The following is a 26985-nucleotide window of genomic DNA, read 5'->3' on the forward strand; positions in this document are numbered from 1 at the left end:
ACCCGGCTCAGGCCTGGGGCTTGCGACGAACCATGACGGTCCGCTTGCTCACCGCCACCACGACGTCGTGCTGGTTGTAGGCCGTGTGCTCCAGTTCGAGGATGCCGACATCGGGCCGCGACTTGGATTCGCGCTTGGACAGCACCGTCGTCGTCGCGTGGATGGTGTCGCCGTGGAAGACGGGCGCCGGAAAACGCGTCTCGCTCATGCCGAGATTGGCGATGGTGGTCCCGACCGTCAGGTCGCTCACGGAAATGCCGATCAGCAGGCCCAGCGTGAACAGGCTGTTGACCAGCGGCTGGCCCCAGTCCGTCTCCGTCTCGCAGTAGTGGCGGTCGATGTGGAGCGGCTGCGGGTTCAGCGTCATGTTGGAAAACAGCATGTTGTCGGCCTCCGTCACGGTCCGGCGCAGCGTGTGCCGATAGACGGTTCCGACAACGAAATCCTCCAGATAGAGACCGCCGCGTGCCGCCGACATGCTTTCCTCCGATGGTCCTTGTGATCTTGGACGTCGATAGTGAGCGATCGGCCGGCGGCCGACAACCGCGATCTGTGTGGCGCGGCTCGACCTCCCGGGACCTTATGCGATGCGGTCAGTAGCGGAACTGCTCGGCGAGGATGCGCTCGTCCCAGCTGTGGTCCGGATCGAACATGACCAGGCTTTCGGAGTGGTCGTCCTCGGCCACCTCGACCTCGACCACCGAGCGGATTTCCTGATGATCCGCCGCCGCCGCGACCGGGCGCTTGGCGGCCTCGAAGATCTCGACGCGGACCGAGGCGTGGTTCGGCAGAAGCGCGCCGCGCCAGCGCCTGGGCCGGAAGGCACTGATCGGCGTCAGGGCGAGCAACGGGGCGTAGATCGGCAGGATCGGCCCGTGGGCGGACAGGTTGTAGGCCGTCGAGCCCGCCGGCGTGGAGACGAGGATGCCGTCGCAGATCAGTTCGTCGAGCCGCACGCGGCCGTCGATGGAGATCCTGAGCTTGGCCGCCTGATGGGTCTGCCGCAGCAGCGAGACCTCGTTGATCGCCCGCGCGGTGTGTTCGGCCCCGTAGACGTCGCGCGCCGTCATCAACAGCGGGTGAATCGCGGTCGTCACGGCTTCCGCGATGCGCTCGTGCAGGTCCTCGGCCCGGTATTCGTTCATCAGGAAACCGACCGAGCCCCGGTTCATCCCGTAGATGGGCTTGCCCGTGTTCATGAACCGATGCAGCGTCGCCAGCATGAGACCATCCCCGCCGAGCGCGACGATCACGTCGGCATCGTCAGGCGGCGTGTCGCCATAGCGCGCAATCAGCTCGCTCCGTGCGGCTTCCGCCTCGTCGGAGGGGCTGGCGACGAACGCAATCGAGGGGAGAGCAGTTGGCTGGATCATGGCGAATGTCCGGAGGGTGTGCAGCGCCGTACCATGGCCGCCCGTTCCTGCCAACTGATCCCCGCGCAACCAGAAGGACCGAACGGCGATGGACGACAGCGACCTGACCCTGATCTACACCACCTTTCCCGATGTGGAGAGCGCGCGCCGGGTCGGCGGCGATCTGGTGACCGACGGACTGGCGGCCTGCACGAACATCCTGCCGGGCATGATTTCGGTGTTCGCCTGGGAGGGAAAGATCGAGCAGGAAAACGAGGTGGCGATGATCGTGAAGACGCGCCGCGCCCTGATCGACGCGGTGACCCGGGCCGTGGTGGACAAACACCCCTACGACGAGCCGGCGGTGGTCGCGCTTCCGGTGACCGGCGGGTCGAAGTCCTTTCTCGACTGGATCCGCAGTTCAACGGCCGCGGCCTGAGAGGGGCGCCGCTGCGGACGGATCAGCGGCCAGGATCGCCGCGGCGGCCGCCAGATCGTCTTGCGTGTTGATGTTGAAGAAGGGGTCGACGTCCCGGCTGCCGATCCGGACGGGGTCGAAGACCACAATGTCGGGCGCGTGACGGTCGACCCAGGCCATCACCGACGTCCGTTCGGCGCGTCCGAGATGGTCCTCGAGATCGTCCAGAAGCGTCGTGGAAAAGCAGCCCACGACCGGATGGACACGCCCTCCGGAGGCTGCGATGGAGATTGCGCTCCCGCCGGCCAACAGGCGCTCGAGACAATCCGTCGGCAGGAACGGGGCGTCGACCGGAACGAGCGCGACGCGGTCGCACTGGAGACTGTCGCGCGCCCACCTGAGAGCCGCTGCGAGCCCGGCCAGCGGGCCGCGACGATCGGCCGTGCTGTCGGAAAGGATCGGAAGGGCGTAGGTCCGGAGCCGCGGGTCGTCGGCATCGGCGTTGAGCGCGATCGGATCGGCCTGTGGGCGCAGGCGGGCGAGAACGTGGTCGAGGAGCGGGGTCCCGGAAAGACGCACGAAGGGCTTGTCACCGCCGATCCGGTGGCCATGTCCTCCCGCGAGAATCACCGCCGGCCGTACCGTCTTTTCGTCTGGCCGAAGCGCTGGCATTGACGGACCACGAAGCCTCAATAGGGTCGCACAAAATGATTTGGCCACTGAAGGGCAGGAAATCTCCCATGGCAACACCGACGAAGGAGACCGTGCGCGAGCGGCTCAGCCATGTTCCCGGGCCGGACGGTACCGGGGACCTCGTCTCCTTGGGGCTCGTTTCCGAGATCTACGTCTCGGAGGGGCGGGTGGCGTTCTCGATTTCGGTTCCGGCCGAGCGGGCTCAGTCCCTGGAGCCCCTGCGCAAGCGGGCGGAGGACGAGATCGCGGCGATCCCCGGAGTGCAGCGGGTGATGGTTGCGCTCACCGCGGAACGCGCGCCCGGTCAGGCGCCGGCGGCATCCTCCGCACCGCCGCCCAGGCCGGCCCAGTCCAAGGCGGGAGGCGGCGCCGGGCCGCAGCAGGCGCGCGGCGGGGCGATCCAGGGGATCCGGTCCATCATCGCCGTCGCCTCCGGAAAGGGAGGCGTCGGCAAGTCGACGACGGCGGCGAACCTGGCGTTCGCGCTGGCGCGCAACGGCCTGTCCGTCGGCATCCTGGATGCCGATATCTACGGGCCGTCAATGCCCCGGCTTCTCGGCCTGACCGCCAAGCCCGAGGCGATCGACGAAAAGCGGATCAAGCCGCTCGAAGCCCATGGCGTGAAGGTCATGTCGATCGGGTTTCTGGTCGATCCGGAAGCGCCGATGATCTGGCGCGGCCCGATGGTGGTTTCCGCGCTCACCCAGATGCTGCGCGACGTCGCCTGGGGCGACCTCGACGTGCTGGTCGTGGACATGCCGCCGGGAACCGGCGACACGCAGCTCACGCTGGCGCAGAACGTCCCGCTGGCGGGCGCGGTGATCGTCTCCACCCCTCAGGACCTCGCCCTGATTGATGCCCGCAAGGGTCTGGCGATGTTCGAGAAGGTGGACGTCCCCATCCTCGGGATCGTCGAAAACATGAGCCATTTCGTGTGTCCGCACTGCGGCGAGCGGTCCGACGTCTTCGGAACCGGCGGTGCGCGACACGAGGCGGAGCGGCTCGGCGCGCGCTTCCTCGGCGAGATCCCGCTGCACATGGCGATCCGTGAGCGCTCCGACAGCGGTACGCCCATCGTGGTCGCCGAGCCCGACAGCCCCCAGGCCCGCGCCTTCATGGACGTGGCCACCGGCGTGCTGGAGGGCCTCGACGAGGCGGCGGCGGCCAGCCGGCCGATGCCGAAGATCGTGATCGAGGACGAAGCCTGAAGCGGCGTGACGCCTAGCGCAGCAGGCTGTCGCGGGCGAACGCGCCGAGGATCAGTGCGCAGACGGCCCCGACGATCATCGGAAGGAACATCGGCCAGGCCGTGCCGGCGAGGGCGTCCACGTCGAACAGGCGTCCCACGATGACGGTGGCCACCGCTCCACCGCCGACCTGCACTGCGCCGGCCACGCCCGAAGCTGCACCGGCGAGGTCGGGGTCGACGCTGACGGCACCGGCAATCGTGTTGGGCAGCCCGAATCCGTTGCCGATCCCCGTTATGACGAGCGGTCCGAACAGGGCGATCGGCACCTGGAAACCGGCGCTGAACAATCCCACCGAAAGGACCACACCGGTCAGCGTGAGGCTATTGCCGATGGTGATCATGCGCCCGATGCCGATTCGGGCGCCGAACCGGGCGGTGACGAAGTTTCCGAACATGTAACCGAGCACCAGCGGCATGAAGTACAGGCCGAAGGTCGCCGGGCTCAGGCCCAGGACGCGGATCGCGACGTAGGGTCCGCCGGATACGAGCGCGAAAAAGGTGCTCGATAGGAGCATCAGCGTTCCCGCGTAGATCCAGAAGGCGCGGTTGCGCAAAAGCCGCAGGCTGCCGTCGAGCATGGAGCGGGAGGACGCCGTTTCCGCGCTTCTGCGGCGCGTTTCCGGCAGAGCCATAAAGGCATAGATCAGGACCAGACCGCCGAAGGCGGCCATGAAGTCGAAGTTCGCGCGCCATCCGAAGGCCTGCTCGAACTGTCCGCCCAGCGCCGGCGCCAGAACCGGTGCGATCGCCATTCCCATGTTCAGATAGCCGATCCGCGCCGCTGCGGCGTTGCTGGCGGACGTGTCGCGAACGATCGCGCGCGCCAGCGAGAGCCCGGCGCAGGCGCCGAATGCCTGAACCATCCGGGCCAGGAGAAGGGCGCCGATCGATCCGGCCATCGCACAGGCCAGACTGCCGGCCACGAACAGGACGAGTCCGCACAACAGAACCGGGCGGCGGCCGAACCGGTCCGACAGCGGCCCCATGATGAGCTGCCCGATCGCGGTGGCGGCCAGATAGACGGTGATGGTGAGCTGGATGCTCGTCGCATCGGTTCCGAGCGCGCGCTCCATCGCCGGAAGCGACGGCACGTACATGTTCACCGCGATCGGCTGCAGCGTGGAGACCACGATGAGCACGAACAGGGAAGGCGGCGTGGAGCGGGAGGCGATCCGGGAGATCATCGTCTGGCTTTGGCAGCGCGGATGCCGGTTGGCAAGGCGAAAGCGTCCGCCTTGTTCCTGCGGGCATATCAGACCCGGATCGGGGACGGTGCGTGGCAGCGGCGAGCGGTCAGCCCCCGGTCACCGACATGTGCCGCGAGACGGCTGGTGCCTGGCGATCGCGGTCGATGATGAAATCGTGTCCCTTGGGCTTGCGCGCGATCGCCTCGTCGATCGCCGCATGGAGCGCCTCGTCGCCCTCCGAGGCCCGCAGCGGCGCGCGAAGGTCGGCTGCGTCCTCCTGGCCGAGGCACATATAGAGCGTGCCGGTGCAGGTGAGGCGCACCCGGTTGCAGGATTCGCAGAAATTGTGGGTCAGCGGCGTGATGAAGCCGAGCCGGCCGCCGGTCTCCCGGACACGGACATAGCGGGCCGGGCCGCCGGTGCGGTCGGGAAGGTCGTCGAGTGTGTAACGGGTCTCGAGCCGGCGCCGGACCTCCGACAGCGGCAGGAACTGGTCGGTGCGGTCGCCCTCGATGTCGCCGAGCGGCATCGTTTCGATAAGGGTCAGGTCGTGGCCGCGTTCATGGCAGAAGGCGAGCATCGTCTCGATCTCGTCGGCATTGACGTCGCGCAGCGCCACCATGTTGATCTTGACGTGGATACCCGCTTCCTCGGCCGCGCGAAGTCCGTCCATCACCTTGGAAAAATCGCCCCAGCGGGTGATCGCCTTGAATCGGTCCGGATCCAGGGTGTCGAGGGAGACGTTCAGGCGGCGAACACCTGCCTGCCGGAGATCGTCGGCAAAGCGCGCCAGCTGCGACCCGTTCGTCGTCAGGGTGAGCTCTTCCAGCGTGCCGGCGTCCAGATGGCGGGAGAGCGAGCGGATCAGGTCCATCAGATTGCGGCGGACGAGAGGCTCCCCGCCGGTCAGCCGGAGCTTGCGGACGCCCCGGGCGACGAACGCCGAACACAACCGGTCGAGCTCTTCCAGTGTCAGAAGATCCCGCTTCGGCAGGAACGTCATATTCTCCGACATACAGTAGACGCAGCGGAAGTCGCACCGGTCGGTCACCGAAACGCGAAGATAGGTAATGGCCCTCGCGAACGGATCGACGAGGGGGCCGCGGTTGGTGTCCGGATTGAGAGACGCCATATCGGCCATTGCTCGTGTCTTTCCTGGCTTCCACATGAGGCCGAGCCTATCGCGGTGAGGCGCGACCGGGATATACAGCCGAATATGACGGTCATGCCGCGGGATCACAAGGTCCGGCGTTACCGGCTCCGCGGTCGGCGCGGAAACTCCGAAGACAGGATGGGGAGCGACGATGTCGACGAATGCACTGGCTTGGCCCACCGAACTCCGCCTGAAGACGGGTCGGCGCGTTCTGACGGTCACCTGGGATGACGGATCGAGCGACGAGCTGACGGCGGAGCTGCTGCGGGTCCGCTCGCCGTCGGCGGAGGTGAAAGGGCACACGCCCGCCGAACGCAAGACGGTCGGCGGCAAACGCGAGGTGTCGATTTCGGCCATCGAGCCGGTCGGAAACTACGCCGTCCGGCTCGTGTTCGACGACGGTCATTCCACCGGGCTCTATACGTTCCGCTATCTGGCGGAACTGGGCCGCGATCGGGAAACGGTCTGGGAGGCCTATCTCGGCGAACTGGAGGAGAAGGGCCTTTCCCGCGACCGGCCCGGCCAGCGGTGATCGCGGAACACATGTGGATTGTCCGGAACCGGGACCGAACTTTTCGCGCAAAGGCGGTTCCCAAACGCAGGCTCTTGTTTTAGGAAAACGCCTTCGCTAAATGGGGCTCGCTTCTCGACGAGCTCGATCGAGGCGACACCTGCCGCCCCGGCGGCCGGTGGGGGATAGTTTAACGGTAGAACAGCGGACTCTGACTCCGTTAGTCCAGGTTCGAATCCTGGTCCCCCAGCCACTCCGCTTCCCTTCACGCTTCCCGCATTGCAGATGACCTCACCAGCCGGACGATGTGTCGCGGCCTGGCAAGGCTTTATGTCCATTTATTAAGTTGCGAAACCGCGGGCCGGGCGCTAAGTAAAGCTTTCATAAGAAGAATATTAGGCGAAGCTTATTGATCCGTTGGCAACAGGCTTCACCATCTGTACGATTTTTATGACGCTGACAATTCGGGGGCGTGGTAGTCAAGAGGACGGTCGGTCCGAATCTTGAACCACCCATGGCCTGAGACGTCTCATAAAAATGATGGCTGAAAGCCGCGCTTCTACAGACTGGCAATCGAATATTAGGGGAGTGTGACAGTCCAGACGATGACGGCAAGCGACGGGTTTGAATTTCCGGCTGCCTGGGATGCGGACGGACCGAAAGCTTTTCATCTCCTGTCTCTGTCGACGCAGCAAGAGCTGCGGGGGCGCGTGCGGGAAGCCGTACGCCAGCATCAGGTCGTTCCCTACTATCAGCCGGTGGTGTCCCTGAACACGGAAACCGCCGTGGGGGTCGAGGCCCTGGCGCGCTGGACGTTGCCGACCTCCCGCATCATCGGCCCCGATCATTTCATTCCGGCCGCCGAGAGCGGCGGCTTCATCGGGGACCTCTTCTTCCAGATCCTGCGGCAGATGTGCGCCGACGTCGTCAAATGGGACCCGTCTATCCGCGTCGCGGTGAACGTGTCTCCGAACCAGTTTCGCGATCCCTTTCTTGCCAACAAGATCCTGTCGGTCCTGGATGGGACCGGGCTGTCCGCCGAGCGCCTCGAGATCGAGGTGACGGAAGGCAATCCGCTTGCCGACTGGACCCGTACGGCCCGGACCATCAATTCACTGAAAGCTGAGGGCGTCCGGTTCGCGCTGGACGATTTCGGCACCGGATATGCGAATCTGGGTCAGCTCAATGGACTGCCGTTCGACAACGTCAAGATCGACCGGTCCTTCGTGACCACGCTCATGGAGCGGCGCGAGAGCCGGACCATCGTGAAGTCCATCATCTCGCTCTGCCGGGATCTCGAGAAGACCTCGATCGCCGAGGGGGTGGAGACCGGTGCCCAGGCGGAGTGGCTGCACGACAACGGCTGCGATCTCGCCCAGGGGCACCACTTCTCCTATCCGTTGCCGGCGGATGCCGTGGACGAACTGTTCCGGGTCGGAGACGAGAGCGTCTACGGGCTAGCCTGACCGCTGGTCGAGCGGCACACCCAGACGGCCGGCCAGATCCTGGATGAACTGCCACGCGACACGGCCCGAGCGGGCGCCGCGCGTGGTCGCCCATTCCAGCGCTTCGGCACGCATCGTTTCCGCATCGACATCCAGCGCATGGTGCCGGGCGTAGGCTTCCACCATCGTCAGATATTCTTCCTGGCTGCATTTGTGGAACCCGAGCCAGAGGCCGAACCGGTCCGACAGCGAGACCTTCTCTTCCACCGCTTCGCCGGGATTGATCGCGGTCGACCGCTCGTTCTCGACCATGTCGCGGGGTAGAAGATGCCTGCGGTTCGAGGTCGCATAGAAGATCACGTTGTCCGGCCGCCCCTCGATCCCGCCTTCCAGGACCGCCTTGAGCGATTTGTAGGACGCGTCGCCGCCGTCGAAGGACAAGTCGTCGCAGAACAGGACGAAGCGATAGTCGGAACTGCGCACCACGGACATCAGCGCGGGAAGGGTCTCGATGTCCTCGCGATGGATCTCGATCAGCTTGAGCGGAGGACGGCCGCTCGCGGTGGCGTTGACGTGGGCGTGGGCGGCCTTCACCAGCGACGATTTGCCCATGCCGCGCGCGCCCCAGAGAAGCACGTTGTTCGCGGGCAGCCCCCGGGCGAATCGCTCGGTGTTATCGAGAAGCTGATCGCGGACGCGGTCGACGCCCTTGAGGAGCGAGAGGTCGACACGGTTGATCCGGACGACGGGCTCAACGCGGGCCGGAGAGGGGTGCCAGACGAATCCGTCGGCCTTGTCGAAGGTGATGGGTTCCGGCGCAGGTGGGACCGCGCGCTCGAGCAGCGCGATCAGCTTGTCGAGCCGTGAGACAAGGGCATCGTCCTGGGAATTGGACACGAGCAGGGACCTCCAAGGCGACCGGGACTGCAGGCGGCGGGATTCGTTTGCAATGGCGGTCATGGCCGCTATAGTCCGCGCCGTTTTCCGAGATCAAGGCGGACGACGGGATTTGGATCTTCGACGGGTCCGGAAGCGGGCGGCATATCGGAAACCGGTTTTGCTTTTCGTGGTCGCTTCCCACCTATGATGACGATGAGTGGCTGAGCGGCTCCGGCCTTTCCGGATCGCACCCGGCCGACCCGGACGAGCGGATCCCCCGAGATACGCCAAACAAACGGAGCTGAGAACGGTTCATGTGGGTTACCCCAGCCTATGCCCAGGGTTTCGGCGGCGGGGGCGGCAGCGAGCTGATCGTGTCGCTGCTGCCGTTCATCCTGATTTTCGTGATCATGTATTTTCTGGTCCTGCGGCCTCAGCGCCAGCGCATGAAGGCGCACCAGGAAATGGTGTCTGCGCTGCGTCGTGGTGACACGGTCGTGACGGCGGGTGGCCTGATCGGGAAGATCACCAAGGTGGTGGACGAGAACGAAGTCCAGGTGGAGCTTTCCGAGGGGGTTCGGGTCCGTCTGATTCGCAACACCATCACCGAGGTCCGTGCCAAAGGCGAACCGGTCAACGACAACGGGTGATCCACCCGCTGTTCCATGTGACCGTGACAGCCACGGCATCGTCGGCGTTCGGCGGCGCGATGTCGGCCGCCGCGCTTATCGATAGGCTCTAAATGCTCTACTTCGCCCGCTGGAAGATTGCCCTGATCATCGGTGTGGCCGTCATCGGCCTGCTGGCGGTCATTCCGAACTTCTTCCCGAAGTCGACTGTGGATTCCTGGCCGTCCTGGCTTCCGCATCGGCAGATCGTGCTCGGTCTCGACCTGCAGGGCGGAGCCTATCTGCTCTATCAGGTGGACCGGGAGGACTACGTCCAGAAGCGGCTTCAGTCGCTTGTGGGCGAGATCCGGCAGGAACTGCGGGAGGAGCCGCGGATCGGCTACACGGGGCTCGGCGTCGCGAATAACGGAGCCCAGGTCCGCATCCGCGACACGGCTCAGGTCGAGGCCGCCCAGGAACGTCTGGCCGATCTCGTGAACCCGCTCCAGTCCACTCTGTTCGGACAGGGCGCCGTCGACGAGTTCCAGATGACCACGGGCGAGGGCGGACTGATCCGGTTCACCTTCACCGAGGACGGGCTGTCCCAGCGGATCCGCTCGATCGTGCAGCAGTCGATCGAGGTGATCCGGCGCCGCATCGACGAGCTCGGCACCACGGAGCCGAACATTCAGCGCCAGGGAGAGGACCGCATTCTCGTCGAGGCGCCAGGTCTGGATGATCCGGAGCGCCTCAAGGCGCTTGTCGGCCAGACCGCGCAGCTGACCTTCCATCTGGTCGACACCACCGTCGATCCGCGCCAGGCGATCGAGACGCGTCCGCCGCCCGGCAACACCGTCCTGTATTCGATGGACGACCCGCCGCAGCCCTACGTGGTCGAGGAAAGTGCGCTCCTCGGCGGCGAGGATCTGGTCGACGCCCAGGCGACGTTCAACCAGCAGACGAACGAACCGATCGTAACGTTCCGTCTGTCGACCGGAGGCGCCCGCAAGTTCGGCAACGTGACCACGAACAACGTTGGCCGTCCGTTCGCCATCGTGCTGGACGAAGAGGTCATCTCGGCGCCGGTCATCCGCGAACCGATCATCGGTGGATCCGGACAGATATCCGGCAACTTCACGGTACAGACTGCCAACGATCTGGCGATCCTGCTGCGGGCGGGCGCGCTTCCGGCCCGGCTCACGATCGTGGAAGAGCGGACCGTCGGACCCGGCCTGGGTCAGGATTCCATCGAGGCGGGCGAGATCGCCGCCGTGGTGGCGGTGATCGGCGTGGCGGTCGCGATGCTGGCGGTCTACGGGCTGTTCGGCGTGTTCGCGAACATCGCCCTTGCCGTGAACGTGATCCTGATTCTGGGGCTGTTGTCTTTGCTGCAGGCGACCCTGACGTTGCCGGGCATCGCAGGCATCGTATTGACGATGGGTATGGCGGTGGACGCCAACGTGCTGATCTACGAGCGCATCCGGGAGGAGGCCCGGCAGGGCCGATCGGCAATCACGGCGATCGATGCCGGCTTCTCACGCGCGCTCGGCACGATCCTGGACGCGAACATCACCACGCTGATCGCGGCCGTGATCCTGTTCCAGCTTGGCTCCGGCCCCGTGCGCGGTTTCGCCGTCACGCTCGCCATCGGCATCGTGACCACGGTGTTCTCGGCGTTCATGTTCACCCGGCTGCTCGTCGCCCAATGGGTTCGCATGCGGCGGCCGTCGGCCGTTCCGTTGTGATTGACGGAAAGGCGGAGCAAAAATCATGCGTCTAGTGTCCCTGCCCACCGACACGAAATTCCGCTTCATGAAGTTCTGGAAGCTGGGATTTGTGCTGTCGAGCGCCCTGTCGGTCGCCTCGGTGATCCTGTTCTTCGTTGTCGGACTGAACTACGGCATCGATTTCGAAGGCGGAACGCTCGTCGAGATCCAGACCAAGGACGGTCCCGCGAACATCGGCGAGCTGCGCCAGGAGATCGGCCAGCTCAATCTCGGTGACGTGCAGATCCAGGAGTTCGGATCGCCCAACGACGTGCTTATCCGTGTGGTGCGCCAGCCGGGCGGCGAGCAGGAACAGCAGCGCGCCATCCAGCTGATGCGCGACATGTTTCAGGATCGCGTCGAATTCCGCCGGGTGGAAGTCGTGGGGCCGGTGGTGTCCTCGGAGCTGGCCCAGGCCGGTCTGATCGCTGTCGTGTCGGCCCTGCTGGCGATCATGATCTACATCTGGTTCCGGTTCGAATGGCATTTCGCCGTCGGCGCCGTCGTCACGACGGTGCACGACGTCCTGATAACGATCGGCATGTTCGCGGTGGTCGGCTTGGAGTTCAATCTGACCAGTATCGCGGCGGTGCTGACGATCGTCGGCTACTCGCTGAACGATACGGTCGTGGTCTACGACCGGGTTCGGGAGAACCTTCGCCGGTACAAAAAGATGCCGATGGCGGAGCTGATCGACCTGTCGATCAATCAGATGATCTCGCGCACGATCATGACGTCGGTGACGACCCTGATCGCCCTGATCGCGCTGTTCATCTTCGGCGGCGAGGTCATCCGCTCGTTCACGTTCGCGATGATCTGGGGCATCCTGATCGGCACCTACTCGTCGATCTTCATCGCCGCGCCGATGCTGATCATGTTCAAGCTGCGACCGGACGACAGTGCGGACGACGCTGAGGAAGCGGCCCCGGCGGGAGCGTCCTGACATGACGGAGCCTGAGGGCGGCGACCGGTCGGTCCCGCCGGGCATCGTTCTGAAGGAGGCGCACTATCCGGCGCGCGCGCCAATCGATTCCTATGGGGACGGCGGGTTCCGTTTCGCCGAGATGTCCCACAAGGGATCGATCCTTTGCGTGCCCTCCGGGATCTATGCTTGGGCACCCCGGTCTCTGGAGGATCTCGAAGCGGACGCGTTCGATCGCATCGTCGCGGAAAGCGATGACATCGAGCTGCTCCTGGTCGGGATGGGGACCATGCCGCTTCCGCTGCCGGAGCCTATCCGGGAACGGCTCCGGGACGCTGGCGTGCGCGTTGAGGTGATGCCGACCGGATCAGCCGTGAGGACGTTCAACGTCCTGCTGGCCGAGGAGCGCCGGGTCGCAGCGGCTCTGCTGGCTGTCGCATGATCGGACGGCAGCGGACGCATACCCGACGCAGCGCGGCGGCCGTGACGTGTTTTCTTCGCTATCCGAGTTTCTGACCCGCGACGCGCGCCGATACGGCCCTATGTCCCGATCGACATGACCGACGTATTCGATCAGTGCCAGCACCTGGTCCGCACCAAGGACCCGGACCGGTTTTCGGCGTCCCTGTTCGCGGCGGCCGAGCACCGGCCGGCGCTGATGGCGCTGTACGCCTTCCATTTCGAACTCGTTCGCGTGCGCGAGGTGGTTCGCGATCCGATGCCGGGAGAGATCAGGCTGCAATGGTGGCGCGATCTCCTGAACGGCGGCGGTCACGGAGACGTCCGGGGCCATCCGGTCGCCGATGCGCTGCTTCAGACAGTGGATCGCTATTCGCTGCCCCGGGCGCCGCTGATCGCGATGACCGAGGCGCGGGTGTTCGACCTGTATGACGATCCAATGCCGGATCTTGGCACGCTCGAAGGATATGCCGGAGAGACCCATGGGGCGCTCTTCCAGCTTTCCGCGCTGGTTCTGGCCAACGGCTCTGATCCCGGAACAGGCACCCTGGCGGGACATGCCGGTGTTGCCGAGGCGATCGCGTCGGTGCTGCGGGCGCTCCCGCATCATCTCCGCCGCGGCCAGATGTTCCTGCCCCAGGAGATGCTAGAGCGGCACGGAACCGACGCGACCAGGGCGATCTTCGATCCGGTTGACCCCGGCACAAAGGCGGCCGCCTGGGAGCTCGACGAGCAGGCATGGCGGCATCTGGCCGAGGTGCGCAGCCTCGGCGACAGCGTTCCCGCCGAGGTGGCGCCTGCTTTCCTGACGCTGGCTCTGGTGCCGCGCGTCCTCAAGCGAGTGGCGGCCACCGACTACGATCCCTGGACGAGCGACGTCATGCCCTCGCGGCTGCAATCCCTGTGGACGTTGTGGCGGGGCGCGCGCCGCATGCGAAGTCGCGAGCGGAACGGACGGGTCCCGCTCGGCGCCTGCCTGGCGCGATAAGGGCCTATTCGGCGGCGACGCTTTCTGCGCCCTGGAGCCAGCGCGCGTAGTCCGCCCTGGCCCGCGCCGTCATCAGACGCTTCTTGGCCGCGCCCCGCGCGGACCCCGTGATCCGCTTGCCTTCGCCATCGACCTTCGGGGCTTCCATCGGGGGAAACAGCCCGAAATTGACGTTCATCGGCTGGAAGGATCGCGGTGCGCCTTCGTCGTGCCCGACCACATGTCCGCCCGTGATGTGGCCCAGCAGGGCGCCCATGGCTGTGGTCGGTGGAGGCGCAGGCTGCGTCCGGCCGAGCCGGTCTGCGGCGGCGAACCTGCCCGCAAGCAATCCGATCGACGCCGATTCGACATAACCCTCGCAGCCGGTGATCTGGCCGGCGAAGCGCAGCTGGGGCCGCGCCTTCAGCCGCAGGACCGGATCGAGCAGCGTCGGGGAGTTGAGATAGGTGTTGCGGTGCAGGCCGCCGAGCCGGGCGAAACGGGCGTCCTCAAGTCCGGGAATCAGGCGGAAGACGCGGGCCTGTTCGCCGTAGACGAGCTTCGTCTGGAAGCCGACCATGTTGTAGAGCGTGCCCAGGGCGTTGTCGCGGCGGAGCTGGACGACGGCGTAGGGCTTCTCGGTCGGCTTGTGGGCATTGGTCAGGCCGACCGGCTTCATCGGCCCGTGCCGGAGCGTCTCGCGGCCGCGCTCGGCCATCACCTCGATCGGCAGGCATCCGTCGAAATAGGGCGTGTCGAGCTCCCACTCGCGGAACACCGTCTTTTCGGCGGCGAGCAGCGCGTCGATGAAGGTCTCGTACTCCTCTTTCGACATCGGACAGTTGAGATAGTCCTTGCCGGTCCCGCCGGGACCCGGCTTGTCGTAGCGGGACTGGAACCACGCCTTGTCGAGGTCGATGGAGTCGAAGTGGATGATCGGCGCGATCGCATCGAAGAAGGCCAGCGCGTCCTCACCGGTCAGGCTTCGGATGCCGTCCGCGAGCGCCGGCGAGGTCAGCGGTCCCGTCGCGATGATCGTGTCGCCCCAGTCCTCCGGCGGCAGCCCGTCGATCTCGCCCCGCTGAACCGTGACGAGCGGGTGCGCGGCCAGCGCCTCGGTCACCGCCGCCGAAAACCCGTCGCGGTCGACGGCGAGCGCACCGCCCGCGGGCACCTGATGCCGGTCGGCCGCTGCCATGATGACGGAATCCGCATCGCGCAGCTCGGCATGGAGCAGGCCGACGGCGTTGTTCTCCGCATCGTCGGACCGGAACGAGTTGGAACAGACGAGCTCGGCCAGGCCGTCGGTCTTGTGGACCGGGGTCTCGCGCACGGGGCGCATCTCGTGGACGATGACAGGTACGCCGGCCTGAGCGATCTGCCAGGCGGCCTCGCTTCCGGCAAGGCCACCGCCGATGACGTGCAAGGGTTTCATACGCGTTCCTATGAAGGGCGGTCCGGCTTCGGGTCAACCATGGCGACGGTCCGGCAGTGGGGTGCGACACGCCCGGCGACACACCGTATGTGTCTTCTCCGTGACAGCGCGGCCACAACCAGCGGCTTTCCGGCGCATGCGGCCATCAACCAGCTGGTCATCATTGACCAGTCAGGGTAGGCCGAACGTTAGCAGAAAGGTGCGAGACGTGGTGAGTCGGCTTTTTGGCGTCTTGATGGCCGTGTCGGTGCTGGCTGGCTGCATGCAGCAGCAGGTCGGTCAGCCGTCGATGTGGTATGCGGCCAACCAGGCCGTGCCGCCGACCGCCACCAAGCTGGTCGTCTGTCACGGCTTCGGCTGTGCGCGCAGGACATCGGTCTCGCTCAGCCCCAAGAACCTGGAAAAGCTCCGTGCCATCCTGGTGCGCGGTCGGTCGTCGCCGGAGGCGGAACGTCGGGCCATCGGCAAGGCGGTTGCCTGGATGGAGCGCACCGTGGCGCCCACGGTCGGATCGGAAGGGGATATCGGCGGCCTCGACATCTGGAATTCCGGCGTGGCCGGCCAGATGGACTGTATCGACGAATCGACCAACACGACGAGCTATCTGCTGCTTGCCGAAAAGCGCGGCTTCCTGAAGCATCACACCGTTCAGCGTCCGGTTGCTCGCGGATTCTTCCTCGACGGGCGCTATCCGCACGCGACCGCGGTGATCTCCGAGGCCGAAACGGGCGAGCGGTTCGCCGTCGATTCGTGGCGCAAGGCGAACGGCGAGCTGCCCATCATCATGCCTCTGCAGACCTGGTTCGACGAGAAGCCGAGCGTGTGAGGCGCGCGCTCAGGTCTGTCGGCTCGGATCGCCCGCCGAAAAGGTCCGGTCGGACAGGTTGAGCCGGCCGGCCGCGATCCGGCGCACGCGGTCGCGCGCGGTGGCGTCGGCCTCGCTGGCGTCGAGATCGTCCAGGAGATTGCGGGCCACCAGCGTGAGGAGGTCGCGGCGGGGCGCGCCGTCCGCCGTCTCCGGCAGGGCATCGACCGGCTGGACGAGATCGGGTGTGCCGGGTGCTCCCAGCGATTCCCGGCACCAGGACTGGAGTTCGGCCGGATCGGCCGCGCCATGGGTCTCAACGAAGGCGTAGAGCCCGGCACCGTGGCGCGGATAGGGATAGCTGGCCACCACTGCGCGCGCGACATTCGGGTGAGCCTCGAGGCGCTCCTCGAGCCTTGCGCCGTACTCGCGCAGCCGGTCGTGTCCGCCTTCGCCGTCTGACCAGGAGAAGAGATCGCGGGTCACGGTGTTGTAGACGCGCTTGCCGGTCGCCATCCAGATGCGCGTCGGCAGGCTCTTGCGGGCCAGCACCGCACGCTCGCGCGGGGTGAGGGCGTCGGGACAGTAGCGGCGCTTGTGCTTGAGGAGGTGGCGCAGATCCTCGTAGGCGAGAACCCGGAAGAGCTTGCCCCGTCGGCGGAAGACGCTGGCGAGCTGGAAATCGATCAGCGCGGGGGTGCCGTCGGCAAGCCGCAGCCAGTTCTGCTGCTTGGCGAGGTCGTTGTGCACGACGCCGCGCCGGTGCAGCGCATGGAGCCGGCGCTTGGCTTCCCGGAAAAAGGCGGTGTCGCCGGTCGGCTGGGCGATGTGCAGCGGCACGCCGGACAGCCAGGAGCGGTAAAGATGGGTGCGGTCGGCCGCCACGAGCTGGGGGACACCCTCCAGACCCGCCAGCCTGCGCAGGGCGCGGCGCTCGTGCCAGGCGAGCAGATGCGCCAGCGGCCTGGACCAGACCGGCGTCGGACCGACGTCGCGCTCCACCACCGTCGCCGGGCCGAGACGGCCGAGGGTCACCCGGCTGAAGACGTCGCTCTTCAGGACGCTTTCCGGCTCGAACGATGCAGCGGGGGCGGGGGTGTTGGCATCCAAGGCGTCAGGCTCTCCGATTGGTCGACGCCTTCCCTAAAGCAATTCGCGCGGAATCGGAATTGATCCGTGGCGAACGAAACAGGGATCAGAAACAAGAAAACGCCCGCCGGGGGAGGGGCCGGCGGGCGTTCCTTTTCACCACGGCCCGAGGGGAGGGATTGGCCGTGGCTGACGACCCGGGATACGCAGAAACTACGTCCCGGTTCGAACTGAAATTCAGGTGCGATGGGTGGTCCTGGAGCGGCCGACCAGCTTCTCGATGTCGAGCGAGGTCAGCCCGAGATCCATCTGCTGGCGAGGCGAGAGCTTCGTCAGCTCAGCCACATTGCGGTTGTCCTTCCAGGACTGAAACGTCCGAACAAAAATGTCGAACATGGCGGCGCTCCATAAAAAATGCCGGCCTGTTCACGGCCGACAGCGAAACTGCTCTCGTATCGGCGGCTCCATTGCGTTGTTCGCGACCGTCGACTGCCCGCTATATGGGCTTGTTTGCTTTCTTTGTAATCACCTAAAACGGCATGACTGTCCTGCAGTCCATGCATCGCCGTGTGACGGCTTCGTGCAAGAGCCGTCACGATCCAGCCACAATCTTTGAGGGCAGAAGCGGACCTACTCGGCCGCGCTCGCCGTTTTGCGGATGGGCCGGCGATCCAGAAGCTCCGCGAGGAACCGTCCCGTGTAGCTTCGCGGCTCCTTCACGACGTCCTCCGGCCGGCCAGTGGCGACGATCTCACCGCCGCCGTCGCCGCCTTCCGGGCCGAGGTCGATCACCCAGTCGGCGGTCTTTATCACCTCAAGGTTGTGCTCGATGACGACGACGGTATTTCCGGTTTCCACGAGCCTGTGAAGGACTTCCAGAAGCTTCGCCACGTCGTGGAAATGGAGGCCCGTGGTCGGCTCGTCGAGGATGTAGAGGGTCCGTCCTGTGGCGCGCTTGGAGAGCTCCTTGGCGAGCTTCACACGCTGCGCCTCGCCGCCCGAAAGCGTCGTCGCCTGCTGGCCGATCTTGATGTAGCTGAGACCGACCTGCTTCAGCGTCTCCAGCTTGTCGCGCACCTGCGGCACCGCCTCGAAGAAGCTGCAGCCTTCCTCGACCGTCATTTCCAGCACGTCTGAGATCGATTTGCCCTTGAAGGTGACGTCCAGGGTCTCGCGGTTGTAGCGCTTGCCCTCGCAGACGTCGCAGGTGACGTAGACGTCGGGCAGGAAGTGCATTTCGATCTTGATGACGCCGTCGCCCTGGCAGGCTTCGCAGCGGCCGCCCTTCACGTTGAAGGAGAAGCGGCCCGGCCCGTAGCCCCGCGCTTTGGCTTCCGGGAGGCCCGCGAACCATTCGCGGATCGGAGTGAAGGCGCCGGTATAGGTGGCCGGATTGGACCGCGGTGTACGGCCGATCGGCGACTGGTCGATGTCGATGATCTTGTCGATCAGCTCCAGGCCTTCGATGGAATCGTGTGCGGCGGGCACGTCGCGGGCACCGTTCAGGCGGCGGGCGACCGCCTTGTAGAAGGTGTCGATGAGGAGCGTCGACTTGCCTCCGCCCGACACGCCGGTGACGGCGGTGAAGGTGCCGAGGGGAAGATCGACGGAGACGTCCTTCAGATTGTTGCCCCGGGCGCCCTTCAGGCGGATCCTGCGGCCCTTCTTCAGGCGCCGCCGCTCGTCCGGCAGCGCGATCGCCTGGGCGCCGGACAGATACTGCCCGGTCAGCGAATTCGGGTCGGCCACGATCTCGTCCGGGGTGCCCTGGGAGACGATCTGGCCGCCGTGCACGCCGGCGCCCGGTCCGACATCTACGACATAGTCGGCGGCCAGGATCGCGTCCTCGTCGTGCTCCACCACGATCACCGTGTTGCCGAGATCGCGCAGGCGCTTGAGGGTTTCCAGAAGCCGCGCGTTGTCGCGCTGATGCAGGCCGATCGATGGCTCGTCGAGCACGTAAAGCACGCCGGTCAGGCCCGAGCCGATCTGGGAGGCGAGACGGATACGCTGGCTTTCGCCTCCCGACAGGGTTCCGGAGTTCCGGGACAGCTGCAGATAGTCCAGGCCCACGTCGACGAGGAAGCGCAGCCGCTCGCGGATTTCCTTGAGGATCCGGCTGGCGATCTCGTTCTGCTTGGCAGTGAGTTGCTCTTCCAGCCCGTCGAACCAGGCGTGCGCCTCGCGGATGGAGAGCTGCGAGCCTTCGCCGACATGCCGGCCGGCGATCTTCACCGCCAGCGCCTCGGGCTTCAGCCGGTATCCGCCGCAGGCTTCGCAGGGCGTGTCGGACTGATAGCGCGACAGCTCCTCGCGGACCCATTGGGAATCCGTCTCCCGCCAGCGCCGCTCGATGTTGGTCACGACGCCCTCGAACGTCTTGCGGGTCTCGTAGCTGCGCAGGCCGTCGTCATAGACGAAGGCGATCTTCTCCTTCGTGCCGTAGAGGATCGTGTCGCGGACCTCCTCGGGCAGGTCGCGCCAGGGCGTGGTCATCGACACGTCGTAGTGCTTGGTGATCGCTTCCAGGGTCTGGGTGTAATAGGGCGACGTGTTCCCCGTCCGCGCCCACGGCAGGATCGCGCCGTTGCGCAGCGACAGGGCGTCGTCCGGCACGACGAGATCGGCCTCGAAGCTCAGCGTGGTGCCGAGCCCATCGCAGGAGGGGCAGGCACCCACCGGGTTGTTGAAGGAGAACAGGCGCGGCTCGATCTCCGGGATCGTGAAGCCGGACACCGGGCAGGCGAACTTTTCGGAGAAGACGATCCGGCGCGGCTTTCCGTCTTCGTCGGTCTCGTCGGCGAACTCGGCCACCGCAATGCCGTCGGCGAGCCGGAGCGCCGTCTCGATGGAATCGGCGAGCCGCGTGCCGATGTCGTCGCGGACCACCACCCGGTCGACCACCACGTCGATGTCGTGCTTCAGCTTCTTGTCGAGGGCAGGGGCCTCGGCGATCTCGTGGAATGCGCCGTCGATCTTGACCCGCTGGAAGCCCTTCTTCTGCAGCTCCGCCAGCTCATTGCGGTACTCGCCCTTGCGGCCGCGCACCATCGGCGCCAGCAGGTAGAGCCGCGTCTTCTCCGGCAACTCCAGTACCTTGTCGACCATCTGGCTGACGGTCTGGCTTTCGATCGGAAGGCCGGTGGCCGGCGAATAGGGCACGCCCACGCGTGCCCAGAGAAGGCGCATGTAGTCGTAGATCTCGGTGACGGTGCCCACCGTCGAGCGCGGATTGCGCGAGGTGGTCTTCTGCTCGATCGAGATGGCCGGCGACAGGCCGTCGATCTGGTCGACGTCCGGCTTCTGCATCATCTCCAGGAACTGGCGCGCATAGGCCGACAGGCTCTCGACATAGCGGCGCTGGCCCTCGGCATAGATCGTGTCGAAGGCGAGCGACGACTTTCCCGACCCGGACAGGCCGGTGAACACCACGAGCGAATCCCGCGGGATCTCAAGGTCCACGTTCTTCAGATTGTGCTCGCGGGCACCTTTGATCGCGATCGTCTTGTGCATGGAAACGAAGCCATCCGGTCTGGGTCTGACGCGGCGGGCCGAGCCGCCGGTGCGGCCTTCACCTACCGCCAAAAGGGAGGGGCCTGCAAACCCTGCGCCGGTAGCCGACTCGGGATCCCAGGCCTCGTGGACAAGAATGAATGTTCTACCAATGTTCCGGGCGTCGCGGCAACGCATCATGCCGCGCGAAAATGAGCCGGGCCGCAACCTGCTCTCCAGATAGGATCGCGGACAGGAATGGCCAGAGGCACGGCCGGCGAAGTTTTGTTCCGTGAATGTTCTTGTCTCCGCCGGCTGTTTCCGGCACAAATCGATGGAAACGCTCAACCCGTGGAGAAAACCCGTGGATCGCGCCGCCGGGCGATTGGTCATGGCGCGTGAGCCCGTTATCGTCCGCGACGCACCTGGCGGCGCGTGATAGTCAGCCGCGACACGAACCGACCAAGACCCAGCTCAAGGAGACCACCATGGCCGGCAGCGTCAACAAAGTGATCCTCGTCGGCAATCTCGGTGCCGATCCGGAAATCCGCCGAACCCAGGACGGCCGGCCGATCGCCAACCTGCGGGTGGCGACCTCGGAGAGCTGGCGCGACAAGAATTCCGGCGAGCGGCGCGAGCGCACCGAATGGCACCGGGTGGTCATCTTCAACGAGGGCCTCTGCCGGATCGCCGAGCAGTATCTGCGCAAGGGCTCCAAGGTCTATCTCGAGGGCCAGCTCCAGACCCGTGAGTGGGAAGACCAGTCCGGCCAGAAGCGCTACTCGACCGAAGTCGTGCTACAGGGCTTCAACTCGTCGCTGACCATGCTGGACGGCCGCGGTGAAGGCGGGGGCGGCGGCGGCGGCTCCTCGGGCGGCGGATATGGCGGCGGCAGCTCGTCGGGCTCCGGCGGCTTCGGACAGTCCGGCCCGATGGACCAGGGCGGCGGTGGCGGCGGCGGATATGGCCGCGACCTCGACGACGAGATCCCATTCTAAATCGCTCGGTCAGCCAAAAAACTCTCAAATACAATGATTTGAGAGGGGCTTTTCGTTCGATGCTGCAGGTCTGAGCGGAATTCTTCCCGCTCGGTTCGCTGCCGCACATTCGTCGGGCGCCCGGCGGCTGTCTTCATCCCTGGAGTATCGACGTGGCCTCAGTGGACATTCTGGACGCATGTTCGCGGGGCGGCATCCCTGATCGGCTCAACGAGGATGCGTTCGGCGCAGCCGGCCGCTTCGCCTGGGTGATCGACGGCGCGACCGGCGTCGGCGACGTCGAATGCCTCGACGGTCCGAGCGATGCGGCCTGGCTGTCGTCCACGGCGAGCGCAGTGATCGCGGAGCGAATCGCAGCCGGGACCGACGATCTGCCGGTGCTTCTCGACGCGACGATCCGCGAGCTTGCGGACCGGTTCGATCGCGAAGCTGTCCGAAGACCGAAGGCGCGGCATCAGCGTCCGACCGGCGCGATCCTCCTTGCCCGGTTCGACGATGCCGGGATCGACGTGATCGAACTCGGCGATTGCGTGCTCCTGGCGCGCGGCGAGAGCGGCGCCTTCGCATCGGTCGGTCTGGAACGGGCCGGGCGCGAAATGGAGCAGGCGGCGGCGCGGCGCATGCGGGAGGCCGGGGCGACGGTTGCCCATCCGGAGGTCCGCCGCCGGATGCAGGAGAGCCGCGACCGGCACAACACCGACGAGGGCTACTGGATCTTCGGCCTCGACCCGGAGGCCGCGCAGCATGCCCGCCGGCACCGGCTCGATCTCCCGGCTCCGTCGGTTGCCCTGTTGGCGACAGACGGGTTTGCGTCACTGTTCGAAGACTACGGCCGCTACCCGCCGCGGGAGGCTCTCGACCTGGCCGTGAGGGATGGGCTCGCTCCGCTCTGCGACGAGCTGCGGCGCATCGAGCGCGACGAGGATCCCGACTGCCTCCGCTATCCGCGCTTCAAGCAGTCCGACGACGCGACGGCGCTTCTGGTGGCGACCGCACCATAAGCGATTACCCCGGGGCCTCCGGTCAGGTCTGCCGCCGGGCAGGCATCGGGCCCCACTTGTTGTCGTGGGCCTGGGAGGGAATGAGCGCCACGACGATCATCGCGATGACGCCGACATAGAAGAACGACATGGCGTAAAACAGCAGCGCGAACCAGCCGGAAAGGCCGATGTCGTGCAGCCGGCGCACGAACACCGCGATGCCGGGCAGGAGCATGCAGAGATAGAACAGACCGAACAGGGCAATCGTAGCCACCGGAATGCCGCCGGAAACCACGTTCCTGATCACGCCGTCGATCACGAGCCCGACTGGAAGAATGAGGAACTGGGCAAGGATCGAGAAGACGAAGAACGCCCAGTATTCCTTCCGCCGCGCGCGGCCGGAGACCTGCACGTAACGGCTCGTCAGGCAGGCCCAGAAATATCCCCAGAAGCTCAGAGGCTGATCAATGGGCGCGCTTACGGCAAAGGGCGTCGCCGACACCGACGGATGAGGCGCCGGGGCGGGAAAGATGTCGCGGGCAACGGTCCCGTCGACGCGGAAATCGACGCGCTCGCCGGCGGCGATCGGCTCTGACCGGCCGAGGTCGCTGCGACCGAACGTGTATCGGGCGCCATCGTCGCCGCTGATGTGGCCGAGGCCGGATTCAGAATCGTAATGAAGAACGTCGCCCCGCACGTCCGTATGCTCCCGTCAGCCCTGACTATTCGACACCCATACGCCGAATGCCTGGCTCTTGCACCGCTTTGCCGCTGTCGCGCAACCGGCCCTACCCCCCACGGCAGGACAGTCAGGCGGACTTGGTCAGCGTGATGATCCCGTCGGCGACGAACTGGACGGCAAGCGCCGCCAGGATCACGCCGAGAAGGCGGGTGAGAACGGCCTGTCCCGTTACGCCCAGGAACCGGTCGACCCGGGGCGCCGCGAGAAAGATCGCCAGTGTCGACGCGATCACCAGCGCGATGATGGCGATCATCGCACCGAACGCGGCGGTCGACGGAGCCCGGTCCGCCAGCAGGATCACGGCCGAAATCGCACCGGGCCCGGCCGTCAGCGGGATGGCGAGCGGAAACACGGCGATGTCGGAATGCTCGTCGTCGTCCGGGGCGGCTGCGGTGCTCCGTTGGGCCGCGGGCTTTGCGAGTTCACCGAGGCTCTCCTCGTGCTCGGTCTCGTGGGTCGCCTCCTGGGCGAGGGTCGCCTTGCGTTCGGTGCGTTTGGCGAACACCATTTCGGCGGCGATCCAGAACAGGAGCAGCCCGCCCGAGACCCGGAACGCGGCCAGCGAAATGCCTAGGAAGCCGAGTAGAGCATTTCCCACGAGCGCGAACGCAACGAGGATCCCGAACGCGACCGCGCAGGCCTTGATCGCCGCGCGCCGCCGCGCCGTCCGGGACCATCCCGGTGTCACCCCGAGAAAGATCGGCGCGAGCCCGATCGGATCGACCGTGACGAACAGCGTCGTGAGAGCGTACATCAGGTAATCGGTCATGCGCCGCTTCTCCCCCCGGTGCATGATGTGCGCATGGTCCGGCCGAAGGGCCTGGCAGAGCGGTTGTGAGGCCGCTGCAGCCGCCCCATTTGACACGATGGGGACGACAGATCCGATACCGAAATTCAGAAGTCAGCGGATTGTCTCGTAAGCTTTTGAATTCATTTGTCTATTTTGCTGCGATTTCTGCAGGGCGAATTGGCCCCGGACGTCAGAATCGTCTATAGACATCGGAATCGACCTAACAATGAGAGCGTGACGTTCCGTGAGTGACGAGCAAGTTCCGCCGCCGAGCGACGATCCGAAGGGCGTACGCGGCATTTCCATCACCGACGAGATGGAGCGGTCCTATCTCGATTACGCCATGAGCGTGATCGTTAGCCGCGCGCTGCCGGACGTGCGCGACGGCTTGAAGCCTGTGCATCGGCGCATCCTCTACACGATGCACGAGAACGGCTACGACTGGAACAAGCCCTACAAGAAGTCCTCGCGCGTCGTCGGCGACGTCATGGGTAAATATCACCCGCATGGCGACCAGGCGATCTACGATGCGCTGGTGCGCATGGCGCAGGACTTTTCGATGCGCCTGCCGCTGGTGGACGGGCAGGGCAACTTCGGCTCGGTCGATGGCGATCCGCCGGCCGCGATGCGGTACACCGAGGTGCGTCTGGAAAAGGTCGCGAACGCGCTTCTGGACGACATCGACAAGGCGACGGTCGACTTCCAGGACAACTACGACAATTCCGAGCGCGAGCCGGTCGTGCTTCCCGCGCGTTTCCCGAACCTTCTGGTCAACGGGGCCGGCGGCATCGCCGTCGGCATGGCGACCAACGTGCCGCCGCACAATCTCGGCGAGGTCATCGACGCGGTCATCGCGCTGATCGACGATCCGGAGCTCTCCGCGGAAGCGCTCTGGGACCTGATTCCGGGACCCGACTTTCCGACCGGCGGCATCATCCTGGGCCGCTCCGGAATCCGGAACGCGTATCTCACCGGCCGCGGGTCGATCACCATGCGCGGCAAGGTCGAGATCGAGCCGGCGGGCAAGGATCGCGAAGCGCTGGTGATCAAGGAGATCCCCTATCAGGTCAACAAGGCCTCGATGGTGGAGAAGATCGCCGAGCTGGTGCGCGAGAAGCGGATCGAGGGCATCTCGGACCTGCGCGACGAATCCGACCGCGACGGCCTGCGCGTCGTGATCGAGCTGAAGCGCGACGCCGTGGCCGACGTGGTTCTCAACCAGCTCTACCGGTTCTCGCCGCTGCAATCGACGTTCGGCGCCAACATGGTGGCGCTGAACTACGGCCGTCCGGAGCTGATGCAGCTGCGCGATCTGCTGACCGCCTTCATCGGCTTCCGCGAGGAGGTGGTCACCCGGCGCACCAAGTTCCTGCTCAACAAGGCCCGCGACCGGGCCCACGTCCTGGTCGGTCTGGCCATCGCGGTCGCCAACATCGACGAGGTGATCCGGCTGATCCGGACCTCGCCGGATCCGGCCACCGCGCGCCACGAGCTGATGAGCCGCGACTGGCCGGCCCGGGACATGATCCCGCTGGTCAAGCTGATCGACGACCCGCGCCATGCGGTCGCCGAGGACGGCACCTGCCGCCTCTCGGAGGAGCAGGCCCGCGCCATCCTCGATCTGCGCCTGCAGCGCCTGACCGCGCTCGGCCGTGACGAGATCGGCGACGAGCTCAACAAGCTCGCCGAGGAGATCAAGGACTACCTGGATATCCTGCGCTCGCGCATCCGGGTGCTGGAGATCATCAAGGACGAGCTGGGCGCCGTGCGCGACGAGTTCGCCACCCCGCGCCGCACCGAGATCGTCGAAGGCGGTGCGGACCTGGAAGACGAGGACCTGATCCAGCGCGAGGACATGGTCGTCACCGTCAGCCACGCCGGCTACATCAAGCGCGTGCCGCTCGCCACCTACCGGGCCCAGCGTCGCGGCGGCAAGGGCCGCTCCGGCATGTCGACCCGCGAGGCCGACTTCGTCGCACGGCTGTTCGTGGCCAACACGCACACGCCGGTCCTGTTCTTCTCCTCGCGTGGCATCGTCTACAAGGAAAAGGTCTGGCGGCTGCCGCTTGCCGCGCCTCAGGCCCGCGGCAAGGCGCTCATCAACATCCTGCCGCTGGAGAACGGGGAGGGCATCAGTTCCATCCTTCCTCTGCCGGAGGACGAGGAGAGCTGGGGCGAGTTGGACGTGATGTTCGCCACGACGAAAGGCACGGTCCGCCGCAACAAGCTGTCGGACTTCGTACAGGTGAACCGCGCCGGCAAGATCGCCATGAAGCTGGAGGACGGCGACGGCATCGTCGGCGTCCAGGTGTGCTCGCCGAACGACGACGTGCTTCTCACCACGGCTCACGGTCAGGCGATCCGGTTCCCCGTCACCGACGTCCGGGTGTTCGCCGGCCGCACCTCCACCGGCGTGCGCGGCATCGCGCTCGGCAAGAGCGACCGGGTGATCTCCATGTCGATCCTTCGCCATGTGGAGGCGTCACCGGCGGAACGCTCGGCCTATCTGAAGATGCGCCGGGCGATTGCCGGCGAGGGCGAGAGCGTCGTCGAGGTCGAGCCGGACGAGGGCGCCGCGGTTGAACTCGGCGGCGAGCGCTATGCGGAGCTTTCGGCGGCGGAGCAGGTGATCCTGGCCATCTCGGAGAACGGCTTCGGCAAGCGCACCTCGGCCTACGAGTACCGGGTCACGGGGCGCGGCGGCAAAGGCATCGTCGCCATGACCGTGAATGACCGCAACGGCGATCTGGTCGCGACGTTCCCGGTCGAAGATGCCGATCAGATCATGCTGGTCACCAACGGCGGCCAGCTCATTCGTTGCCCTGTCGACGGGATCCGGCTTGCCGGCCGCAACACGCAAGGCGTCATCGTCTTCTCGACCGCAGAGGGCGAAAAGGTCGTCTCGGTCGAACGCGTGTCGGAGGAAGAAGCCGAGGAAGCCGACGCGGACGATGCCGGCGATGTCGGAGAGGGCGGAGCGGGCGAGCCCTCCGAGGACTGATCCGAGACCTGGCCGGCTCTTGAGATGGGCCAGAAAAGATATGC

The 26985-nt window shown here is 66.0% G+C and carries 25 protein-coding genes and 1 tRNA gene; 14 read left to right on the forward strand and 12 right to left on the reverse strand.

Features of this window, described 5'->3' with window-relative positions; translation table 11 throughout:
* Nucleotides 1–7: 7 nt before the first annotated feature.
* Both J2S73_RS11315 and J2S73_RS11320 read right to left on the reverse strand, forming a co-directional pair.
* Nucleotides 8–478 carry a MaoC family dehydratase gene (locus tag J2S73_RS11315; RefSeq protein ID WP_306885641.1) on the reverse strand — a complete coding sequence of 157 codons (471 nt, stop codon included), beginning with the start codon at nt 476–478 and terminating at the stop codon, nt 8–10.
* A 115-nt stretch (nt 479–593) separates the two neighbouring features.
* Complete coding sequence (locus tag J2S73_RS11320; protein WP_306885643.1) at nt 594–1373, reverse strand: NAD kinase; 780 nt, start codon at nt 1371–1373, stop codon at nt 594–596.
* 88 nt (nt 1374–1461) lie between these two features.
* On the opposite strand from J2S73_RS11320, the gene cutA reads away from it, so the two are divergent.
* Nucleotides 1462–1791: a divalent-cation tolerance protein CutA gene (gene cutA, locus J2S73_RS11325; protein ID WP_306885644.1), complete on the forward strand. Its 330-nt coding sequence runs from the start codon at nt 1462–1464 to the stop codon at nt 1789–1791.
* Here the strand turns inward: cutA and mobA are convergent.
* A complete protein-coding gene (gene mobA, locus J2S73_RS11330; protein WP_306885645.1) occupies nt 1774–2442 on the reverse strand; it encodes a molybdenum cofactor guanylyltransferase MobA in 669 nt (222 codons plus the stop codon). The genes cutA and mobA overlap by 18 nt on opposite strands.
* Nucleotides 2443–2510: 68 nt before the next feature.
* Here mobA and apbC point away from each other — a divergent pair, with 68 nt between their 5' ends.
* Nucleotides 2511–3671, forward strand: a complete 1161-nt coding sequence (gene apbC, locus J2S73_RS11335) for an iron-sulfur cluster carrier protein ApbC (protein ID WP_306885646.1) — start codon at nt 2511–2513, stop codon at nt 3669–3671.
* Nucleotides 3672–3684: 13 nt separating this feature from the next.
* On the opposite strand, the gene J2S73_RS11340 is transcribed toward apbC, so the two are convergent.
* Together J2S73_RS11340 and moaA are read right to left on the reverse strand one after the other, a co-directional pair.
* Complete coding sequence (locus tag J2S73_RS11340; RefSeq protein WP_306885647.1) at nt 3685–4896, reverse strand: multidrug effflux MFS transporter; 1212 nt, start codon at nt 4894–4896, stop codon at nt 3685–3687.
* 109 nt (nt 4897–5005) lie between these two features.
* Complete coding sequence (gene moaA / locus J2S73_RS11345) at nt 5006–6040, reverse strand: GTP 3',8-cyclase MoaA (RefSeq protein ID WP_306885648.1); 1035 nt, start codon at nt 6038–6040, stop codon at nt 5006–5008.
* A gap of 163 nt (nt 6041–6203) precedes the next feature.
* Between moaA and J2S73_RS11350 the strand changes: the two genes are divergently transcribed.
* The 3 genes from J2S73_RS11350 (at nt 6204) to J2S73_RS11360 (ending at nt 8029) form a co-directional block, all read left to right on the forward strand.
* Nucleotides 6204–6584, forward strand: coding sequence for a gamma-butyrobetaine hydroxylase family protein (locus tag J2S73_RS11350; RefSeq protein ID WP_306885649.1), 381 nt, complete (start codon nt 6204–6206; stop codon nt 6582–6584).
* A gap of 158 nt (nt 6585–6742) precedes the next feature.
* A tRNA-Gln gene (locus J2S73_RS11355) sits at nt 6743–6816 on the forward strand.
* 457 nt (nt 6817–7273) lie between these two features.
* Nucleotides 7274–8029: an EAL domain-containing protein gene (locus J2S73_RS11360; RefSeq protein ID WP_306885650.1), complete on the forward strand. Its 756-nt coding sequence runs from the start codon at nt 7274–7276 to the stop codon at nt 8027–8029.
* Here the strand turns inward: J2S73_RS11360 and J2S73_RS11365 are convergent.
* On the reverse strand, nt 8021–8905 hold the full coding sequence (locus tag J2S73_RS11365; protein ID WP_306885651.1) for an ATP-binding protein: 885 nt from the start codon (nt 8903–8905) through the stop codon (nt 8021–8023). The two genes, J2S73_RS11360 and J2S73_RS11365, sit on opposite strands and share 9 nt — an antisense overlap.
* A gap of 296 nt (nt 8906–9201) precedes the next feature.
* Here J2S73_RS11365 and yajC point away from each other — a divergent pair, with 296 nt between their 5' ends.
* The 5 genes from yajC to J2S73_RS11390 all read left to right on the forward strand — a co-directional run bounded on the left by yajC (nt 9202) and on the right by J2S73_RS11390 (nt 13630).
* Nucleotides 9202–9537, forward strand: coding sequence for a preprotein translocase subunit YajC (gene yajC, locus J2S73_RS11370; protein WP_306885652.1), 336 nt, complete (start codon nt 9202–9204; stop codon nt 9535–9537).
* 92 nt (nt 9538–9629) lie between these two features.
* Nucleotides 9630–11240, forward strand: coding sequence for a protein translocase subunit SecD (secD, locus tag J2S73_RS11375; protein ID WP_306885653.1), 1611 nt, complete (start codon nt 9630–9632; stop codon nt 11238–11240).
* Nucleotides 11241–11265: 25 nt separating this feature from the next.
* Entirely contained in the window at nt 11266–12204 is a 939-nt protein-coding gene (gene secF / locus J2S73_RS11380; RefSeq protein WP_306885654.1) for a protein translocase subunit SecF, read from the forward strand.
* A gap of 1 nt (nt 12205) precedes the next feature.
* Nucleotides 12206–12625: an Mth938-like domain-containing protein gene (locus J2S73_RS11385; RefSeq protein WP_306885655.1), complete on the forward strand. Its 420-nt coding sequence runs from the start codon at nt 12206–12208 to the stop codon at nt 12623–12625.
* 114 nt (nt 12626–12739) lie between these two features.
* Nucleotides 12740–13630: a phytoene/squalene synthase family protein gene (locus J2S73_RS11390; protein ID WP_306885656.1), complete on the forward strand. Its 891-nt coding sequence runs from the start codon at nt 12740–12742 to the stop codon at nt 13628–13630.
* 4 nt (nt 13631–13634) lie between these two features.
* On the opposite strand, the gene trmFO is transcribed toward J2S73_RS11390, so the two are convergent.
* A complete protein-coding gene (gene trmFO, locus J2S73_RS11395; RefSeq protein ID WP_306885657.1) occupies nt 13635–15044 on the reverse strand; it encodes a methylenetetrahydrofolate--tRNA-(uracil(54)-C(5))-methyltransferase (FADH(2)-oxidizing) TrmFO in 1410 nt (469 codons plus the stop codon).
* A 211-nt stretch (nt 15045–15255) separates the two neighbouring features.
* Here trmFO and J2S73_RS11400 point away from each other — a divergent pair, with 211 nt between their 5' ends.
* A complete protein-coding gene (locus tag J2S73_RS11400; protein WP_306885658.1) occupies nt 15256–15870 on the forward strand; it encodes a hypothetical protein in 615 nt (204 codons plus the stop codon).
* Between the two features lie 9 nt (nt 15871–15879).
* Here the strand turns inward: J2S73_RS11400 and J2S73_RS11405 are convergent, their stop codons facing one another.
* From J2S73_RS11405 to uvrA, 3 genes are all read right to left on the reverse strand, one after another.
* Nucleotides 15880–16959 carry an AMP-binding enzyme gene (locus J2S73_RS11405; protein ID WP_306885659.1) on the reverse strand — a complete coding sequence of 360 codons (1080 nt, stop codon included), beginning with the start codon at nt 16957–16959 and terminating at the stop codon, nt 15880–15882.
* A 216-nt stretch (nt 16960–17175) separates the two neighbouring features.
* Complete coding sequence (locus J2S73_RS11410) at nt 17176–17334, reverse strand: hypothetical protein (RefSeq protein ID WP_306885660.1); 159 nt, start codon at nt 17332–17334, stop codon at nt 17176–17178.
* A gap of 234 nt (nt 17335–17568) precedes the next feature.
* The gene (gene uvrA / locus J2S73_RS11415) at nt 17569–20451 is read right to left on the reverse strand and encodes an excinuclease ABC subunit UvrA (protein WP_306885661.1); all 2883 of its coding nucleotides are present in this window, start codon (nt 20449–20451) and stop codon (nt 17569–17571) included.
* A gap of 467 nt (nt 20452–20918) precedes the next feature.
* Here uvrA and J2S73_RS11420 point away from each other — a divergent pair, with 467 nt between their 5' ends.
* Both J2S73_RS11420 and J2S73_RS11425 read left to right on the forward strand, forming a co-directional pair.
* Nucleotides 20919–21428: a single-stranded DNA-binding protein gene (locus J2S73_RS11420; RefSeq protein ID WP_306885662.1), complete on the forward strand. Its 510-nt coding sequence runs from the start codon at nt 20919–20921 to the stop codon at nt 21426–21428.
* 152 nt (nt 21429–21580) lie between these two features.
* Nucleotides 21581–22429 carry a protein phosphatase 2C domain-containing protein gene (locus J2S73_RS11425; protein ID WP_306885663.1) on the forward strand — a complete coding sequence of 283 codons (849 nt, stop codon included), beginning with the start codon at nt 21581–21583 and terminating at the stop codon, nt 22427–22429.
* A gap of 22 nt (nt 22430–22451) precedes the next feature.
* Here J2S73_RS11425 and J2S73_RS11430 read toward each other — a convergent pair whose 3' ends face one another.
* Both J2S73_RS11430 and J2S73_RS11435 read right to left on the reverse strand, forming a co-directional pair.
* Nucleotides 22452–23105, reverse strand: coding sequence for a DUF805 domain-containing protein (locus J2S73_RS11430; RefSeq protein ID WP_306885664.1), 654 nt, complete (start codon nt 23103–23105; stop codon nt 22452–22454).
* 112 nt (nt 23106–23217) lie between these two features.
* The gene (locus J2S73_RS11435) at nt 23218–23919 is read right to left on the reverse strand and encodes a MarC family protein (RefSeq protein WP_306885665.1); all 702 of its coding nucleotides are present in this window, start codon (nt 23917–23919) and stop codon (nt 23218–23220) included.
* Between the two features lie 265 nt (nt 23920–24184).
* On the opposite strand from J2S73_RS11435, the gene gyrA reads away from it, so the two are divergent.
* Nucleotides 24185–26941, forward strand: a complete 2757-nt coding sequence (gene gyrA / locus J2S73_RS11440; protein ID WP_306885666.1) for a DNA gyrase subunit A — start codon at nt 24185–24187, stop codon at nt 26939–26941.
* Nucleotides 26942–26985 lie beyond the last annotated feature (44 nt).

Origin of the sequence: Amorphus orientalis (assembly GCF_030814015.1) — a bacterium.
GTDB lineage: Bacteria > Pseudomonadota > Alphaproteobacteria > Rhizobiales > Amorphaceae > Amorphus > Amorphus orientalis.